The 16,011-nt window shown below is 67.6% G+C and carries 16 protein-coding genes; 11 read left to right on the plus strand and 5 right to left on the minus strand.

Annotated elements, in window-relative coordinates; genetic code table 11:
* Positions 1-3: 3 nt before the first annotated feature.
* A complete protein-coding gene (locus KUV62_RS18640) occupies positions 4-1,422 on the minus strand; it encodes a protein adenylyltransferase SelO (protein WP_222605232.1) in 1,419 nt (472 codons plus the stop codon).
* A gap of 510 nt (positions 1,423-1,932) precedes the next feature.
* On the opposite strand from KUV62_RS18640, the gene KUV62_RS18645 reads away from it, so the two are divergent.
* Positions 1,933-2,865: a pirin family protein gene (locus KUV62_RS18645; protein ID WP_222605233.1), complete on the plus strand. Its 933-nt coding sequence runs from the start codon at positions 1,933-1,935 to the stop codon at positions 2,863-2,865.
* A 20-nt stretch (positions 2,866-2,885) separates the two neighbouring features.
* On the opposite strand, the gene KUV62_RS18650 is transcribed toward KUV62_RS18645, so the two are convergent.
* A complete protein-coding gene (locus tag KUV62_RS18650; protein WP_222605234.1) occupies positions 2,886-3,332 on the minus strand; it encodes a GNAT family N-acetyltransferase in 447 nt (148 codons plus the stop codon).
* Positions 3,329-4,267: a nucleoside hydrolase gene (locus KUV62_RS18655; protein ID WP_222605235.1), complete on the minus strand. Its 939-nt coding sequence runs from the start codon at positions 4,265-4,267 to the stop codon at positions 3,329-3,331. The genes KUV62_RS18650 and KUV62_RS18655 overlap by 4 nt, the downstream gene beginning before the upstream one ends.
* A gap of 220 nt (positions 4,268-4,487) precedes the next feature.
* On the opposite strand from KUV62_RS18655, the gene zwf reads away from it, so the two are divergent.
* From zwf to KUV62_RS18675, 4 genes are all read left to right on the plus strand, one after another.
* Positions 4,488-5,948 (plus strand): glucose-6-phosphate dehydrogenase, encoded by a 1,461-nt coding sequence (gene zwf / locus KUV62_RS18660; RefSeq protein WP_222605236.1) that lies wholly within the window; start codon positions 4,488-4,490, stop codon positions 5,946-5,948.
* Complete coding sequence (gene pgl / locus KUV62_RS18665; protein WP_222605237.1) at positions 5,945-6,622, plus strand: 6-phosphogluconolactonase; 678 nt, start codon at positions 5,945-5,947, stop codon at positions 6,620-6,622. Before zwf ends, pgl begins: the two co-directional genes overlap by 4 nt.
* A 33-nt stretch (positions 6,623-6,655) precedes the next feature.
* Complete coding sequence (gene pgi, locus KUV62_RS18670) at positions 6,656-8,239, plus strand: glucose-6-phosphate isomerase (protein WP_222605238.1); 1,584 nt, start codon at positions 6,656-6,658, stop codon at positions 8,237-8,239.
* Positions 8,240-8,358: 119 nt separating this feature from the next.
* Positions 8,359-9,144 (plus strand): PRC-barrel domain-containing protein, encoded by a 786-nt coding sequence (locus KUV62_RS18675; RefSeq protein WP_261395755.1) that lies wholly within the window; start codon positions 8,359-8,361, stop codon positions 9,142-9,144.
* Between the two features lie 79 nt (positions 9,145-9,223).
* Here KUV62_RS18675 and KUV62_RS18680 read toward each other — a convergent pair whose 3' ends face one another.
* Entirely contained in the window at positions 9,224-9,658 is a 435-nt protein-coding gene (locus tag KUV62_RS18680) for a cupin domain-containing protein (protein WP_222605239.1), read from the minus strand.
* A gap of 123 nt (positions 9,659-9,781) precedes the next feature.
* On the opposite strand from KUV62_RS18680, the gene KUV62_RS18685 reads away from it, so the two are divergent.
* From KUV62_RS18685 to KUV62_RS18700, 4 genes are all read left to right on the plus strand, one after another.
* Entirely contained in the window at positions 9,782-10,402 is a 621-nt protein-coding gene (locus tag KUV62_RS18685) for a holin-associated N-acetylmuramidase (protein ID WP_222605240.1), read from the plus strand.
* On the plus strand, positions 10,393-10,905 hold the full coding sequence (locus tag KUV62_RS18690) for a holin family protein (protein ID WP_222605241.1): 513 nt from the start codon (positions 10,393-10,395) through the stop codon (positions 10,903-10,905). Before KUV62_RS18685 ends, KUV62_RS18690 begins: the two co-directional genes overlap by 10 nt.
* 428 nt (positions 10,906-11,333) lie before the next feature.
* On the plus strand, positions 11,334-13,301 hold the full coding sequence (locus KUV62_RS18695; RefSeq protein WP_222605242.1) for a heme lyase CcmF/NrfE family subunit: 1,968 nt from the start codon (positions 11,334-11,336) through the stop codon (positions 13,299-13,301).
* On the plus strand, positions 13,298-13,756 hold the full coding sequence (locus KUV62_RS18700; protein WP_222605243.1) for a cytochrome c-type biogenesis protein CcmH: 459 nt from the start codon (positions 13,298-13,300) through the stop codon (positions 13,754-13,756). Before KUV62_RS18695 ends, KUV62_RS18700 begins: the two co-directional genes overlap by 4 nt.
* A 4-nt stretch (positions 13,757-13,760) precedes the next feature.
* On the opposite strand, the gene KUV62_RS18705 is transcribed toward KUV62_RS18700, so the two are convergent.
* Positions 13,761-14,138: a VOC family protein gene (locus KUV62_RS18705; protein ID WP_222605244.1), complete on the minus strand. Its 378-nt coding sequence runs from the start codon at positions 14,136-14,138 to the stop codon at positions 13,761-13,763.
* A 219-nt stretch (positions 14,139-14,357) separates the two neighbouring features.
* On the opposite strand from KUV62_RS18705, the gene KUV62_RS18710 reads away from it, so the two are divergent.
* Positions 14,358-14,858, plus strand: coding sequence for a DUF2087 domain-containing protein (locus KUV62_RS18710; RefSeq protein ID WP_222605245.1), 501 nt, complete (start codon positions 14,358-14,360; stop codon positions 14,856-14,858).
* An 83-nt stretch (positions 14,859-14,941) separates the two neighbouring features.
* On the plus strand, positions 14,942-15,718 hold the full coding sequence (locus tag KUV62_RS18715) for an enoyl-CoA hydratase-related protein (RefSeq protein ID WP_222605246.1): 777 nt from the start codon (positions 14,942-14,944) through the stop codon (positions 15,716-15,718).
* The last annotated feature ends 293 nt before the right edge of the window (positions 15,719-16,011 follow it).

The raw sequence follows: 16,011 nt of genomic DNA on the forward strand, positions 1-16,011 counted from the left end.
GCCTCAGGTGCCGCAGAAGGTCGCCGGGACGATTTCGTCCTCGGTCGGCGGGCGGCGCAACTCCTCGGCCTCGGGCTGGTCGTCATAGGGCCGCGCCAACACCGCGTTCAAGTGATGGAAATAGCGCTCATCGCCCTCGACCGCGGCGGCGATCATCTGCTCGACCCGGTGGTTGCGCGGGATGAAGGCGGGATTGCTCCGCCGCATCAGCCCCTCGGGATCGGGCTCGTCTTCGATGCGCTCGCGCCAGCGCGCCTCCCAGCCGTCAAACGCCTCCCGGTCGGTGACCTGATCTCGCGCGCCATCTTCCAACAGCGCCCGGAAGGTGTTGGTGAAATCCGCCTGACCCTTGTGCATCAGCTCGAGCAGCTCGGCGATCAGTGCCGCGTCCTGCGCTTCGGGCGCACTGATGCCGATCTTTGCGGCAAAGCGCTTGAGCCACTCGGCGCGCAGCAGATCCGCCATGCCGTGCACGATCTCGGTGAAGACCTTCACCCCGTCATCGGCATCGGGCATCAGCGGCACAAGCGCGGTGGCGAGCTGGGCCATGTTCCAGACGATGATGTCGGGCTGGGCGGAATAGGCGTAGCGTCCGTAGCGGTCGATCGAGGAGAACACCTGGTTCGGATCGTAGCGGTCCATGAAGGCGCAGGGGCCGTAATCGATGGTCTCTCCGGAGAGCGTGCAGTTGTCGGTGTTCATCACGCCGTGGATGAAGCCGAGGCTGAGCCATTGCGAGACCAGCGCCGCCTGCCGCTCACAGACCCGGGCGAGCAGCTCGTCGGGGCTGGTCACGCCGGGATAATGGCGCGCGACGGTGTAATCGTAGAGCGTCTGCAGTTCGTCGTATTGCCCGCGCGAGGAGAACAGCTGGAAGGTGCCGACGCGGATGTGGCTCTGCGCCACGCGGGTCAGCACGGCGCCGGGGAGGGGGCGCTCGCGCAGAATGTCCTCGCCGCTGCGCACGGCCGCCAGCGCCCGGGTCGTGGGGACGCTCAGCGCGTGCATCGCCTCGCTGACCACGTATTCGCGCAGCACCGGCCCGAGCCATGCGCGCCCGTCGCCGCGCCGCGAATAGGGCGTAGGGCCGGAGCCCTTGAGCTGGATGTCGCGCCGGATGCCGGCCTTGTCGACCACCTCGCCCAGCAGATGCGCGCGTCCGTCGCCGAGTTGCGGCGAGAAGCCCCCGAACTGGTGCCCAGCATAGATCTGCGCCAGCGGGTCGGCGCCTTCGGGCAGCACGTTGCCGGCAAAGACCGGCGCGAGCCTAGGGTCGTCGGTGCCCGAAATGCCGAGCTCCGCGGCCAGCGCCTCGTTGAAGGCCACGAGGCTGGGCTGCGCCACGGTGGCGGGCTTGAGCTTTGTGTAGAAGGCGCCGGGCAGGCGGGCGTAGCTGTTGTCGAAGGGAATGTGCAGGGTCATGGCCCAGAGATAACCGCTCGCACGCGGAAAGAAAGCCCCCGTCCTCACGGTTCCCCTTGCCGCCCCGGCCAAGGCCACGCTCTGGCTCTTCTCTACGTTCCAAATACTTTCGGCCCGACACCTACATCCCGCGCCACCTTCGGTCAGACGCACGGCTTCTCCACCCCCCCCCTCAAGCCGCGCCACCTCCGGCTCATCGCGCATCACCCATCTTCTCTACGTTCCAAATACTCACGGCCCGACACCTACATCCCGCGCCACCTTCGGTCAGACGCACGGCTTCTCCACCCCCCTCAAGCCGCGCCGCCTCCGGCTCATCGCGCATCACCCATCTTCTCTACGTCCTCAAATACTCACGGCGCAGCATCCACCGCTCGAGCGACGCCGGTCTGGCACGAAACGCCGCCGCCAGCCCCTACACAAAGATGCACAGAAACGGCGCGCGTATCGGCCTATCGTGCGCCGGATATCGCGTTATCTTATCCTCATCACCCCGAGAGGAGACACGTCATGAGCTGGAACCCCGCACTCGACCCGCATTGCCCGACCGGAGACGAGGTCGATGCCATCGACACGCTGATCGTGCCGCGGGCGCGTGATCTCGGCGGCTTCGAGGTCCGGCGCGCGCTGCCGGCACCGAAGCGGCAGATGGTCGGCCCGTTCATCTTCTTCGACCAGATGGGGCCGGCGGAGTTCCTGCCCACGCGGGGCATGGACGTGCGGCCGCACCCGCATATCGGGCTGGCGACGATCTCCTACCTGTTCCGGGGCCGGATGCATCACCGCGACAGCCTCGGCACCGATGCGTGGATCGAGCCCGGCGCGGTGAACTGGATGGTGGCGGGCCACGGCATCACCCATTCCGAGCGCACCGATGACGAGACGCAGGTCGACCCGATGCCGTTTTTCGGCATCCAGACCTGGGTGGCGCTGCCCAAGGATCACGAGGACCGCGCGCCGCTGTTTCAGCACGCCGCCGCCGATGCACTGCCTTACCTCGAGGGCGAGGGTAAGCAGGTGCGGCTGATCCTCGGCGATGCCTGGGGCGAGCGCGCTCCGGTCGAGACGGCGTCGGAGATGTTCTACGCCGACGCGGTGCTCGAGGCGGGCGCGGCGATCCCGATGCCCGACAATCACGAAGATCGCGGCGTCTACGTCGTCGAGGGCTCGGTAGAGCAGGCCGGCACCAGCTACGAGGCCGGGCAGATGATGGTGTTCCGCCCCGGCGACCGGGTGTCGCTGAAGGCCGGCCCGCGCGGGGCGCGGGTGATGCTGCTCGGCGGCGAAACGCTGGAGGGGCCACGCTATATCTGGTGGAACTTCGTCGCTTCGTCGAAGGAACGCATCGAGGAGGCCAAGGAGGCGTGGCGCCGGGGCGACTGGGAAAACGGCCGTTTCCACCTGCCGCCGGGCGATGACGCGGAGTTCATCCCGCTGCCATGAGCGGCGCGGGCGAGGGGGGCTCAGAACACCCGCGTCATCGCCACGCTGCGCTCGCGCGGCTGGAAGCGGGCGCGGCGGTAGAAGCCCTGCAGGCGTTCGTCCTCGCGGTCGATCTCGAGATGCAGCGCCGCGACGCCGCTGTCGCGCAGCCCGTTGGAGAGCGCGTGCAGCGCCTCGCCGCCCATGCCGCGGCGGCGCACGGCGGGGCGGATGTAGAGCTCGTCGATGCGGGCCTCGAGCCCGCCGAACTCGATGCTCCAGCCGAAGCTGACCACCACGTAGCCCACCGGCGACTTGCGCGGCCCGATGAGCCAGATTGCCCCATGCGGCTGGCCTTCGAGGATCGGCAGCAGCGCGGAGTGAAGGTGCTCGGCATCGGTGCCGTAGCCTTGCTCGGCATGGAAGGCGGTGACCAGCGGCAGCAGGCGGGCGAGGTCGTCCGGTCCGGCGAGATGCAGGGATTTCATAGCCGCGCCAGCCGCTCCGTCAGCAGAGTGAAGAAGCCGTCTGCGTCGATGTCGCGAATGAAGGTGGCGTTGGGCGCGCGGTCGGTGACATCCCACCAGTCGGCCACGGTCATGCCGCGGGTGAGCTCGGAGACGGTCTCGATCTCGACATTGATGAAGCGGCCGGAAAACAGCTCGGGCTTGAGAAGGTAGGCCGTCACGCAGGGATCGTGCAGCGGGGCACCGTCGGAGCCGTATTTCTCGCGGTCGAAGCGCTCGAAGAAATCGGTCATCTCCGCCACCGCGACGCCGACCTTGGTGCCGAGCGCCCGGAAGGCCGCGTTGCGCGGCGGGGTGACCAGCGCCTTGTGGGTGGCATCGAGCGGCAGGACGACGATCGGCACGCCGGAGCGGAACACGATCTCGGCCGCCTCCGGGTCGACATAGATGTTAAACTCGGCCGCCGGGGTGATGTTGCCGACCTCGAAATAGGCGCCGCCCATCAGCACGATCTCCTTCACCCGCAAGACGATCTCGGGGGCGCGTTGGAAGGCCGTGGCGATGTTGGTGAGCGGGCCGAGCGGGCAGAGCGTGACGGTGCCCTCGGGTTCGGCGCGCAGTGTCTCGATGATGAAATCGACGCCGTGCTGCTCCTGCAGCGGCATGGTGGGCGCGGGCAGTTCGGGGCCGTCGAGCCCGGTCTTGCCGTGAACGTGCTCGGCGGTCACGAGATCATGCGCCAGCGGCCGGTCGCAGCCGGCGAACACCTTGATGTCGGGGCGGCCTGCCAGCTCGCAGACCACGCGCGCGTTCTTCGCAGTCAGCTCCAGCGGCACATTGCCGGCAACGGCGGTGATGCCCAGCACCTCGAGCTCGTCCGGCGAGGCCAGCGCCAGCAGGATGGCGACCGCGTCGTCCTGTCCGGGATCGGTGTCGATGATGATTTTCTGCGCCATGCTCGTCCTCTGGTCTTGCTTGCAAGACAGGTCGCACGGGGGCCTTCCGCGTTCAAGGACCAAGCGCTTTCGCAGGCAATTCGCTGCCGTGCAGAAATTTTCTCGCGTCAACGTTGCCGTTACCCGATGCGGTGTTAGACTCGGCGGGCAGATTGGGATAGGGAGTGGGCGCGGTTAGCGCTAACGATCAGCAATGCAAAGAATCGGAGACACACCCGAGATGGTTTCCCGCGTCATTCCCGTCGACACCTTTGACCTCGTCATCTTTGGCGGCACCGGAGACCTTGCCCGCCGCAAGATCCTGCCGGCGCTGTTCCGGCGCTATTGCTCGGGTCAGATGCCCGAAGACAGCCGCGTGATCGGCGCGGCGCGCTCGGAGATGGACGATCAGGGGTTCCGTGATTTCACCCGCGAGGCGCTGGCCGAGTTCGGCAAGTCGCAGGCCGACAATGCCGAGGCGGTCGAGGGCTTCCTGAGGCATCTGCATTACGTGCCGGTGGATGCGCGCGGCGAGGGCGGCTGGAGCGATCTCAAGGATCTGCTGCGCGACGACGAGGGCATCGTGCGGGCCTTCTACTTCTCGGTCGGGCCGAGCCTCTTCGCCGATCTGGCCAGCCACGTGCACAGCCGCGGACTGTCGAATCGCGACACGCGGATCGTGGTGGAGAAGCCCTTCGGCCACGATCTCGAGAGCGCGCGCGCCCTCAATGAGGAACTGGCGCAGTATTTCCACGAGGATCAGATCTATCGCATCGACCACTATCTCGGGAAGGAGACGGTGCAGAACCTGATGGCGGTGCGCTTCGGCAACATGCTGTTCGAGCCGCTGTGGAACGCGCAATACGTCGATCATATCCAGATCACCGTGGCGGAGACCGTGGGCGTCGGCGGGCGCGGCTCGTATTATGACAAGTCCGGCGCGATGCGCGACATGGTGCAGAACCACCTCATGCAGCTGCTGTGCCTGATCGCGATGGAGCCGCCGGCGCGGTTCGAGGCCGACGCGGTGCGCGACGAGAAGCTCAAGGTGATCCGGGCGCTCGATCCCGTCGATCCCGACCAGATCGTGCGCGGGCAATATACCTCGGATGGCGAGATGCCGTCCTACCGCGAGGATGCCGAGAACCCGACCTCGAAGACCGAGAGCTTCATCGCGCTGAAATGCTACGTCTCGAACTGGCGGTGGGCCAACACGCCTTTCTACCTGCGCACCGGCAAGCGCCTGGCGTCGCGGGCATCCGAGATCGCGGTGGTGTTCAAGGAGACGCCGCACTCGATCTTCGGCATCGACTCTGGTCGCCATCGCAACGTGCTGTCGATCCGGCTGCAGCCCAACGAGGGCATGACGCTGGGCGTCACCATCAAGGAGCCGGGGCCGGGCGGCATGCGCCTTGTCGACGTGCCGCTCGACATGTCCTTCGCCGAGGCGCTCGGGCCGGAGGCCGAGGAGGTCACCGACGCCTACGAGCGGCTTATCATGGATGTGATCCGCGGCAACCAGACGCTGTTCATGCGCGGCGACGAGGTCGAGGCGGCCTGGTCCTGGACCGATCCGCTGATCGAGGGCTGGGAGCGCCGCGGCGACTCGCCCAAGCCCTACGACGCCGGTGGCGCGGGCCCGGATGACGCCGCCTTCCTCATCAATCGCGACGGGCGCCGCTGGCGCGGGATCAAGGCATGACCTACGAGCTCAAGACCTACCCCGACCGCGAGCTGCTGGCGATGGATCTCGCCAACCAGATCGCCGGAGAGCTGCGCGCCGCGCTGAGCCATCAGGAGCGCGCCGCGCTGGCGGTGCCGGGCGGGACCTCGCCAGGGCCTGTCTTCGACGCGCTCTGCGCTGCCGATCTCGACTGGTCGCGCGTCGACGTGATGCTGACCGACGAGCGCTGGGTGCCGGAAAGCTCCGAGCGCTCCAACACCCGGCTGCTGCGCCAGCGCCTGCTGACCGACCGCGCGAGCGCCGCGCGCCTGCTGCCGCTCTATGCCGAGGCCGAGACCCCGGAGGAGCGGCTGGCCGAGCTGGCCGACACCATCGCCCCGGCGCTGCCCCTTGCGGTGGTGCTCCTGGGCATGGGCGCCGACATGCACACCGCCTCGATCTTTCCCGAGGCCGACAAGCTCGAGGAGGCGCTGTCCAACGACGCGCCGATCCTGCTGCCGATGCGGGCCCCCGGCGCGCCCGAACCGCGCATCACCCTCAGCGCGCATGTGCTCGACGGGGCGCTGAAGAAGCACATCGTGATCTATGGCGCCGAGAAGCGCGACGTGCTTGAAAAGGCGCGCGGGCTTGCGCCTCTCGAGGCCCCGATCAACGCGGTGCTCGACGAAGCCGTCGTGCACTGGGCCGAATAGATTTCTGCCGAACAGAGCAAAGTGAGATTTGACATGTGGGATGATCTGAAGAGCCTCGCCGCCGCACGCGCCGAGACCCGTATCGATGCGCTCTTCGCGCAGGACGCCGGCCGGGCAGAGGCGTTTTCCGTCCGCCATGACGGCATGCTGTTCGATTACTCCAAGACGCTGATCGATGCCGAGATCCGCGCCGCGCTGATCGCTGTCGCCGAGGGCGCCGGGCTGGACGCGCGCCGCGAGGCGATGTTCTCGGGGGCGAAGATCAACGAGACCGAGGGCCGCGCCGTGCTGCACACCGCGCTGCGCAACCTCGACGGCACGCCGGTCGTGGTCGACGGGGCGGATGTGATGCCCGAGGTGCTGGAGACGCTGTCGCGCATGGAGGCGCTGGCCGACGAGATCCGCGGCTCCGGGATCACCGACGTGGTCAATATCGGCATCGGCGGCTCGGATCTCGGCCCCAAGATGGGCTATATCGCGCTGTCTCCGTTCGCCGACGGGCCGCGCTGCCATTTCGTCTCCAATGTCGACGGCGCCGACATCGCCGACACGCTGAAGCTCTGCAATCCCGAGACCACGCTCTTCATCATCGCCTCGAAGACCTTCACCACCATCGAGACCATGACCAATGCCAAGACCGCCTGGGCCTGGCTCGAGGAGAAGGGCGTCTCGACCGAGGGCAAGTTCGTGGCGCTGTCGTCGAACAAGGCCGCCGCTGGCGAGTGGGGCATCCCGGAAAGCCGCGTCTTCGGCTTCGAGGATTGGGTCGGCGGGCGCTATTCCATGTGGGGGCCGATCGGGCTGTCGCTGATGATCGGCGTAGGCCCGGACAATTTCCGCGCCTTCCTCAAGGGCGGCATGGAGATGGACAAGCATTTCCGCAGCGCGCCGCTGGAGCAGAACATGCCGGTGATGCTGGCGCTGGTGGGCATGTGGCACAACCAGGTGCTGGGCCACGCGACCCGCGCGGTGCTTCCCTATGACAACCGCCTGAGCCGGCTGCCGGCCTATCTCCAGCAGCTCGAGATGGAGAGCAACGGCAAGGGCGTGAGCATGGACGGCGCAGATCTGGCCTGCAATTCCGGCCCGGTGGTCTGGGGCGAGCCGGGCACCAATGGCCAGCACGCCTTCTACCAGCTGATCCACCAGGGCACCCGCGTCGTACCCTGCGAGTTCATGGTCGCGGCGCAGGGCCACGAGCCGAAGCTCAAGCATCACCACCAGCTGCTGATCGCCAACTGCCTCGCGCAGTCCGAGGCGCTGATGCGCGGGCGCAACCTCGACGAGGCGCGTGGCAAGGTCGCGGGCAAGTTCGAGGGCGACGAGCTTGAGCGGCAGGCGCGCCACCGGGTGTTCCCGGGCAACCGGCCCTCGACCACGCTGATCTATCCCAAGCTCGACCCCGAGACGCTGGGCCGGATCGTGGCGCTCTACGAGCATCGGGTCTTCGTCGAGGGCGTGATCCTCGACATCAACTCGTTCGACCAGTGGGGCGTGGAGCTCGGCAAGGAGTTGGCGACCGCGCTTGGCCCGATGGTCACCGGCGCAGAGGCGGCGGACGGCAAGGATGGCTCGACCCGGCAGCTCCTCGCATTCGTTCACAAGAATGCGAGCTAGAGTTCCATAAAAAACATGTGATTGGCGGATCTTTGCCCGGGCGGAACGACCCGGGCAACTGCGTGTTGTGAGGTCAGACGCCGCGACGGAGCGGCGATTAACACCACGGAGGAAACACCATGAACCGCCTTAGCATGACCGTCGCCGCCATCGCGCTTACCGCAGGTACCGCAGGCTGGGCCGACAACCACGGCGCCGAAATGGAGACCGACAACGCTCAGATGGAGCAGGCCGAAACCAATATGGAGCAGGCCGGCGAGAACATCGAGCAGGCCGCCGAGAACACCGGCCAGGCCATCGAGAACGGCGCCGAGGAAGCCGGTCAGGAGATCGAGCAGGCCGCTGACGAGGCCGGCCAGGAGATCCAGAACGCCGCCAACGAAGCCAATCAGGAGCTTGACCAGGCAGCGGCCGAGGCCGGCCAGACCATGGAAGACATCTTCGGCATGGACGAAGACGGCCTGATCCGCAGCCGCGACATCACCGGCGGCGCCGTCTACGCGATCAACGAAGACGCCGCGATGGGTGAGGCCGAGGTCGCCGAAGGCGATGCGGCGATGGAAGCCGAGAGCGAGACCGAGATGGCCGGCACCGATGCCGATGCCGAGATGGAAACCGAGACCGACATGGCCTCGGCTGGCGGCATGGGCTCCTACACCGAGATCGGTGACAACTGGCAGAATGTCGGCGAGATCGAAGACATCGTCTTCACCGCCGATGGCAAGATCGAAGGTGTGGTTGCCGAGGTCGGTGGCTTCCTCGATATCGGTGACAAGCACGTGCACATCTCGCTCAGTGACGTGCAGCTGATGCCGATCGACGATGGCTCTTACGCTCTGGTGACCAACTACACCAAAGAGCAGCTGATGGACATGCCCGACGTCGACGAGTCGGCAATGAACTAAGCCGCGTTTCTCGCGCAGCATTCCAAGGCCGGGGCACATCGCCCCGGCCTTTCTCTTTGCCCGGGATCGTAGCAGGCGGTCAGGGAATGTCGAATCCGGGCGCAGCAAGCTCGAAGCCCTCGAAACGGAAGCCCGGCGAGACGGTGCAGCTCACCAGCGTCCAGTCTCCGAGGCTTGCCGCCGCCTGCCAATGCTGCGCCGGCACGACGATCTGCGGTCTCTCCCCACCAAGCAGGTCGGGCCCGAGGCGGTGATCCGTCCGCGGTCCGCCCTCGTCCTCCGAGATCGACAGGACCAGCGCCGCCCCGGCGTGCCAGAGCCAGATCTCACCGGCATCGACGCGGTGCCAGTGGCTGCGCTCGCCGGCCTTCAGCAGGAAATAGATGCAGGTTCCCGCCGGACGCGCGCCGGGCGCGGCCTCGGCCACCCATGTCTGGCGGTAATGGCCACCCTCGGGATGCGGCTCGAGACCGAGCAGGGCGGTGATTTCCTCGGCTGTGGGAGTCTTGGCCATGCGGGCTCCGTGCGCTGCGGTCATCTCTCGTTTACCCCGCTCTGGCGGAGTCGGTGGTGAGGGAAGCAGCCTTCGCGGCGGAAGGGAACCCTCGCGATTAAATTCCAAGGTCGGGAGAGCAGAATGAGCGTGAGCAATCGCATCCGGCGGATCGCCGAAGAAATCGTCGAGCGCGAGGGCGGCTACGTCAACGATCCAGACGATCCCGGCGGCGCCACCAAGTTTGGCGTCACCATCCACACGCTGCGCCGGCTAGGCATGGATCTCGACCGCGATGGCGATGTCGATGCCGCCGATGTTCGGCTGCTGAGCCGCGATCAGGCGGTTGCGATCTTCCTGAAGCACTATTTCATCCGCCCGCGCATCGCCGAGCTGCCGGAGCTGCTGCAGGCGACGGTCTTCGACATGTACGTGAACGCAGGCGCCAACGCGGTGAAGATCCTGCAACGGCTGCTCTGCGAGATGGGGCAGGGCGTGCGGATCGACGGGGTGCTCGGCCCGCGCAGCCTTGCCGCCTGCGAGCGCGCCGCGGCGGCAGCGCCGGATCATATCGCCGACGCCTACGGCATCGCGCGACGCAATTACTATTTCGCGCTCGCCGATGCCCGTCCGGCGAGCCGCAAATACGCCCGCTCCCGCTCCGGCGGCAAGGGCGGCTGGATTGCCCGCGCCGAGGCGTTCATCGCGCCGCGCTACCACCTGACGGAGGCCGAGTTCCGTGCCCGGGTGGCGTCATGGGGCTGATCGAGCGGGCGATGGGGCTGCTGTTCGGCTCGGGGCGCAACGTGGTGGCGGAGACGGCGGAGGTCTTTCGGGTCAATGCCGAGGCGTGTGACGCCCGCGAGGCTGGCTTGCGCGGCAAGGCGCTGGCGCAGTTCGGCGCGGAGTTCGTTAAGGCGCGGCGCTCGCGCTTTGACCGGGTGATGGACGGGCTCAACCGCCTGCCGCGCCCGGCGTTGGCGCTTGGCACGCTGGGGCTGTTCGTGAGCGCAATGTGGGATCCCGAGTGGTTCGGCGCGCGGATGCAGGGGCTGGCGCTGGTGCCCGAGCCAATGTGGTGGCTGCTGACGGCGATCGTGGGGTTCTATTTCGGCGCCCGCCACCAGACCAAGGGGCAGGAGTTCCGCCGCGAGATCGCCGCCGTAGTGGCGGCAGCGGCGCCGGTGGCTCGGACGGAGGCGCCGACCGAGCGCGACGCTGGCGACAACGCGGCGCTGGCGGAGTGGCGTGCGGCTGCGGGGCGGTAACGTTGTGCTGACCTCGGGGTGAGCGTCGTTTGAGTTTTGCCCGCGCGGGATAGAGGCCGCAGGCCGCCGCGCATCGGTCATGCTGAAAGCCTGCCTCCGGAACGTCCACCCCTTGGACCGGCGATTTCTCGGCGTTTGCGCCAAGCTGAGAGATGCTCCCGAATTGGCCGGGATACATCAAGGTTTCAAAGACCTGATCGCCAATCCGCGGACCGACGATGCGCAGCGCGTTCCGGTCTTTCTGGGGATCTCTTGGATAGCGCCACGTTTCGATAGGTCTTGCGGCCTTCACGGCACGTCAAGTCATTCCCGGCGGCATTCCGGTCCCGCCCCTTGCTCCCCTCGACATGCGATTGCGACAATGTGAACGCCGGTCAAAAGTGATTTTCATTGGCCGGATCTGCGCGCTTTCGTATACACCTCCCACCATGATTACCGAGCTCGGACACTTCGCCCTCATCCTCGCCGCTCTCGTCGCCTGTGTTCAGGCGGTGGTTCCCATGATCGGCGCCCATAAACGCTGGCCCGGCTGGATGGCCGTCGCCGAACCCGCCGCGACCGCACAGTTCCTGCTTGTGCTGATCAGCTTTGCGGCGCTGACCCACGCCTTCGTCACCTCCGATTTCTCGCTGCGCCTCGTGGTGCTCAACAGCCACTCGGCCAAGCCGATGCTCTACAAGATCAGCGGCGTCTGGGGGAACCACGAGGGCTCGATGCTGCTCTGGGTGCTGATCCTTTCGCTCTTCGGGGCGCTGGCGGCATGGTTCGGGGGCAACCTGCCACCAACCCTGCGGGCACGCGTGCTGGGCGTGCAAGCGATGGTCGGCGTGGCCTTCTTTGCCTTCATCCTGTTGACCTCCAACCCGTTCCTGCGGGTCGCGGTGCCGCCCTTCGACGGGCAAGATCTCAACCCGCTGCTCCAGGACCCCGGGCTCGCCTTCCACCCGCCCTTCCTCTACCTCGGCTATGTCGGGCTCTCGATCTGCTTCAGCTTCGCCGTCGCGGCGCTGATCGAGGGCCGGGTCGACGCCGCCTGGGGCCGCTGGGTGCGGCCCTGGACGCTGCTGAGCTGGATGTTCCTCACCATCGGCATCGCGCTCGGCTCGTGGTGGGCCTATTACGAGCTCGGCTGGGGCGGTTTCTGGTTCTGGGATCCGGTCGAAAACGCCTCCTTCATGCCGTGGCTGCTGGCCGCCGCGCTGCTGCACAGCGCCATCGTTGTCGAGAAGCGCGAGGCGCTGAAGAGCTGGACCATCCTGCTCGCCATCCTCGCCTTCGGCTTCTCGCTGATGGGCACCTTCATCGTCCGCTCCGGCCTGCTGACCTCGGTGCACGCCTTCGCCACCGACCCCGAGCGCGGCGTCTTCATCCTCGGCATCCTGGTGATCTTCACCGGCGGCGCGTTGACCCTCTTCGCCGCCCGCGCCGGCGCCATGCAGGCCAAGGGCGTGTTCGGCATCGTCAGCCGCGAATCCGCGCTGGTGGCCAACAACATCCTGCTCGCCGTGGCCTGTTTCGTGGTCTTCGTCGGAACGCTCTGGCCGCTGGTGGCGGAGATGCTCTTCGGCCGCAAGCTCTCGGTCGGCGCGCCGTTCTTCAACATGGCCTTCACGCCCTTCATGGTCATGCTGGGCCTGCTTCTGCCGATCGGCGCCATGCTGAGCTGGAAGCGCGGCAAGATCGGGCGGGTGATGCGCCAGCTGGCGCCCGCGCTGGGGCTCGCCATCGCCGTCGCCGGTCTGTTCTGGACGATCCAGAGCGGGCGCAGCCTGCTCGGCCCCGTGGGTCTCTTCCTCGGCACCTGGCTGATTGCCGGCGCGATCACAGATCTGCTGAGCCGGGTCGGCCAGAGCCGCGACTATTCCCGTCTGCTGCGCCTGCCGCGCGCCGACTGGGGCAAGGCCGTCGCCCATGCCGGGCTCGGCGTCACCATGGCCGGCATCGCCGGGCTGATGGCCTGGCAGCAGGAAGACATCCGCGTCGCCGAGCTGAACCAGCCCTTCGAGCTTGGCGGCTACGAGTTCGAGCTGCTGGGCGTCGAGCGGGTGCGCGGCCCCAACTACTTCTCGACCATGGGCGAGGTGGCGGTGCGCCAGGATGGCGCCGAGATCGCCCATCTCTATCCGGAAAAGCGCGACTACCCGGTCGCCAAGATGCCCACCACCGAGGCGGCCATCGACTACCGCTTCCTGCGTGACATCTACGTGGTGATCGGGGATCCACAGCAGAGCGGCGGCTGGACCATGCGGGTCTATATCAAGCCGCTCGCCAACTGGATCTGGGCCGGCTGCATCTTCATGGCCCTGGGGGGCATCCTGAGCCTCACCGACCGGCGCTTCCGCGTCGCCGCAGGGGCCCGCAAGGCCGCGCCCGCCAAGGGAGTGCCGGCGGAATGATGCGCTTTGTCCTGACGCTCGGCTTTGTCCTGATCGCAAGCATCGCGCAGGCGGTGCAGCCCGACGAGATCCTCGACGACCCGGCCCTCGAGGCGCGGGCGCGGGAGATCTCGCAAGGTCTGCGCTGCCTGGTCTGCCAGAACGAGAACATCGACGATTCCAACGCCTCTCTCGCCCGCGACCTGCGCCTGCTGGTACGTGAGCGCATCATGGTGGGCGAGAGCAACGAGGAGGTGGTCGACTACATCGTCGACCGCTACGGCGAGTTCGTGCTGCTGAAGCCCACCACCGGCGGCTGGAACTGGCTGCTCTGGGCCGCGGGCCCGCTGCTCTTCCTCTTCGCCATGGCCACCGGAGCGCTCTACATCAGAGGCCGCTCGCGCGCGACGGCGAGCACCGAGGCCGGGCTCAGCGCCGAGGAAAAGGCGCGGCTCGAGCAGATCCTGAAGGACTAGGGCGCTAGGCGGCGCTCTGCACCTGCCGCGCGACATACCATTGCGTGCCGCAGGGGCTGCGGAAGCCGCCCCTGCGGTCGCCGTCGCCCTCTTCGCGCATCGGCTGGATCTCCTCCGCCCCGGCCTCTAGGGCGCGGGCGAAGGCGGCGTCGGGATCTGAGATGTAGAGATGCAGCATGGTCGGCGGCGCGCCCTCCATGCCGCCGATCATCAGCACCGTGTCGCCGATGCGGATCTCCGCATGCATGATGCGCGCGCCATCCTGCATCACCCGCAGGCGCGCGCCATCGAACACGGTCTCGCAAAAGCGCAGAACCGCCTCCGGGTCGGGCACCAGCAGGTAGGCGGCAAGGTCGGTATATCCGTCAGGCTTGTAGCTCATGGCCGCCATCTTGCCCGAATTGCGACCCCTCGCAAAGCCCGGCGTGGACGCCTGCGCGGCGGTTTGCTATGAGACCGGCAGGGTCCGCAGTTCACCCAGGCGCCGCCACTTGCTAAACCTGCTCTCTCGTCGCTGATCCACGTTCCCGGCGATACCCGACGGACAAGGGCGGACCTCCACCCCTCGAAAAGGGGCGCGGTATCGGATCCGGAGGACCTGGTGACCCGTGACGTGATTTCCCTGCAGATCGACGATCTGTCGCAATTTGCCCGCGCCTTGCGCGCACGGCTCGAAACCCCGCCCTCGCATCTCGAGATGCTGGGCCAGATCGCCCGCGCCGCGGGCTACCGCAACTACCAGCACCTGCGCGCCGAGAGCACGCCCGCGCCGAAACCCGACTGCAAGCGCGTCGAGAAGGCGCTGAGGTATTTCGACGGGCAGGGGCGCCTGATGCGCTTCCCCGGACGGACGCAGGTGCAATGGCTCTGTCTCTGGCCGCTTTGGGCCCGGCTTCCGGCCCGCGAGGAGATGACCGAGCGCGCCGTCAGTGCCCGCATCGACGCGCTGACCGCCTTCCGCGACGCCGCCCAGTTGCGCCGCAGCATGGTCGAGGCGGGGCTGCTGAGCCGCACCGCCGACGGCTCGGTCTATCTCCGGCGCGAGCGGCCCCCCTCCGCCGAGGCCCGCGCGCTGATTTCCGCGCTGGCGGCGCGCATGTGACGCCGCGTTTGCCTTTGCCAACCGCGTCGGCTGCCTGTTTGATGGCGGCCGGCGCGGAGAGGCGCGAGAGGCAGGAGGCACCCATGCAGTACGACACCATCACCTACAAGCTCGCCGACGACGTGGCGGTGATCACCTTGTCACGTCCCGACGTGATGAACGCGCTCAACACCCAGATGCGGGCCGAGATCACCCACGCGGTGCAGCAGGCCGGCCGTGAGGCGCGGGTGGTGGTGCTGACCGGCACCGGCCGGGCGTTCTGCTCGGGCCAGGATCTCGGCGACCGCGAGACCGCCGCCAACATGGATCTCGAGCGCGTGCTGCGCGACGAGTACGAGCCGATGCTCAACGCCATCACCGATTGCCCGGTGCCGACCATCGCGGCGGTCAACGGCGCGGCGGCCGGCGCCGGCGCCAATCTCGCGCTGGTGCATGACGTGGTGATCGCCACCGAGAGCGCCTTCTTCATGCAGGCCTTCACCCGCATCGGCCTGATCCCGGATGCCGGCGGCACCTGGGCGCTGCCGCGCCAGATGGGGCTCGCCAAGGCGATGGGCGCCGCGCTCTTCGCCGACCGCATCTCGGCGCGCCAGGCCGACGCCATGGGGATGATCTGGGAGGCGGTGCCCGATGCCGAGTTCGAGGCGGTCTGGCAGGCCCGCGCCGCCTATCTCGCCAAGGGCCCGACCGAGGCCTACGCCCGTATCAAGACCGCTCTGCGCGGCGCCTTCGAAAACGATCTCGAGGCCCAGCTTCGGGTCGAGTCGCGCCTGCAGGGCGAATGCGGCAAGACCCGCGACTTCAAGGAAGGCATCGTCGCCTTCCTCGAAAAGCGCCCGCCGCATTTTGAAGGCCGCTGACACCCGGCGACAGCCCCACAGGGCGCGCCACTCTCCAGTCAGGCGCCCCTGTCTTCTTCCGGCCCAAAATATCCCCGCCGGAGGCATCCCGCCCACACCAGACCGCGCGGCGCGCACTTGAGAGTGCGGACGCACCAACACGCCCGTGCCAATTAGCGCGCCGCACCCGCCCCGGCGCCCCTGCTTCTTCTGGCTAGAAATAATCCCGGCGGAGCCATCCCGCCTGCACCAGACCGCGCGGCGCGCACTTGAGAGCACGGACGCAGCAACACGCGCCCAGTGCCAATCGGCGC

Origin of the sequence: Salipiger bermudensis (assembly GCF_019801965.1) — a bacterium.
GTDB lineage: Bacteria > Pseudomonadota > Alphaproteobacteria > Rhodobacterales > Rhodobacteraceae > Salipiger > Salipiger bermudensis_A.

What these genes read in the sequence shown, in the direction of transcription:
- KUV62_RS18640 (WP_222605232.1), bottom strand. Translation starts at nt 1,422, where the DNA reads ATGACCCTGCACATTCCCTTCGACAACAGCTACGCCCGCCTGCCCGGC.
- KUV62_RS18645 (WP_222605233.1), top strand. Translation starts at nt 1,933, where the DNA reads ATGAGCTGGAACCCCGCACTCGACCCGCATTGCCCGACCGGAGACGAG.
- KUV62_RS18650 (WP_222605234.1), bottom strand. Translation starts at nt 3,332, where the DNA reads ATGAAATCCCTGCATCTCGCCGGACCGGACGACCTCGCCCGCCTGCTG.
- KUV62_RS18655 (WP_222605235.1), bottom strand. Translation starts at nt 4,267, where the DNA reads ATGGCGCAGAAAATCATCATCGACACCGATCCCGGACAGGACGACGCG.
- zwf (WP_222605236.1), top strand. Translation starts at nt 4,488, where the DNA reads ATGGTTTCCCGCGTCATTCCCGTCGACACCTTTGACCTCGTCATCTTT.
- pgl (WP_222605237.1), top strand. Translation starts at nt 5,945, where the DNA reads ATGACCTACGAGCTCAAGACCTACCCCGACCGCGAGCTGCTGGCGATG.
- pgi (WP_222605238.1), top strand. Translation starts at nt 6,656, where the DNA reads ATGTGGGATGATCTGAAGAGCCTCGCCGCCGCACGCGCCGAGACCCGT.
- KUV62_RS18675 (WP_261395755.1), top strand. Translation starts at nt 8,359, where the DNA reads ATGAACCGCCTTAGCATGACCGTCGCCGCCATCGCGCTTACCGCAGGT.
- KUV62_RS18680 (WP_222605239.1), bottom strand. Translation starts at nt 9,658, where the DNA reads ATGGCCAAGACTCCCACAGCCGAGGAAATCACCGCCCTGCTCGGTCTC.
- KUV62_RS18685 (WP_222605240.1), top strand. Translation starts at nt 9,782, where the DNA reads ATGAGCGTGAGCAATCGCATCCGGCGGATCGCCGAAGAAATCGTCGAG.
- KUV62_RS18690 (WP_222605241.1), top strand. Translation starts at nt 10,393, where the DNA reads ATGGGGCTGATCGAGCGGGCGATGGGGCTGCTGTTCGGCTCGGGGCGC.
- KUV62_RS18695 (WP_222605242.1), top strand. Translation starts at nt 11,334, where the DNA reads ATGATTACCGAGCTCGGACACTTCGCCCTCATCCTCGCCGCTCTCGTC.
- KUV62_RS18700 (WP_222605243.1), top strand. Translation starts at nt 13,298, where the DNA reads ATGATGCGCTTTGTCCTGACGCTCGGCTTTGTCCTGATCGCAAGCATC.
- KUV62_RS18705 (WP_222605244.1), bottom strand. Translation starts at nt 14,138, where the DNA reads ATGAGCTACAAGCCTGACGGATATACCGACCTTGCCGCCTACCTGCTG.
- KUV62_RS18715 (WP_222605246.1), top strand. Translation starts at nt 14,942, where the DNA reads ATGCAGTACGACACCATCACCTACAAGCTCGCCGACGACGTGGCGGTG.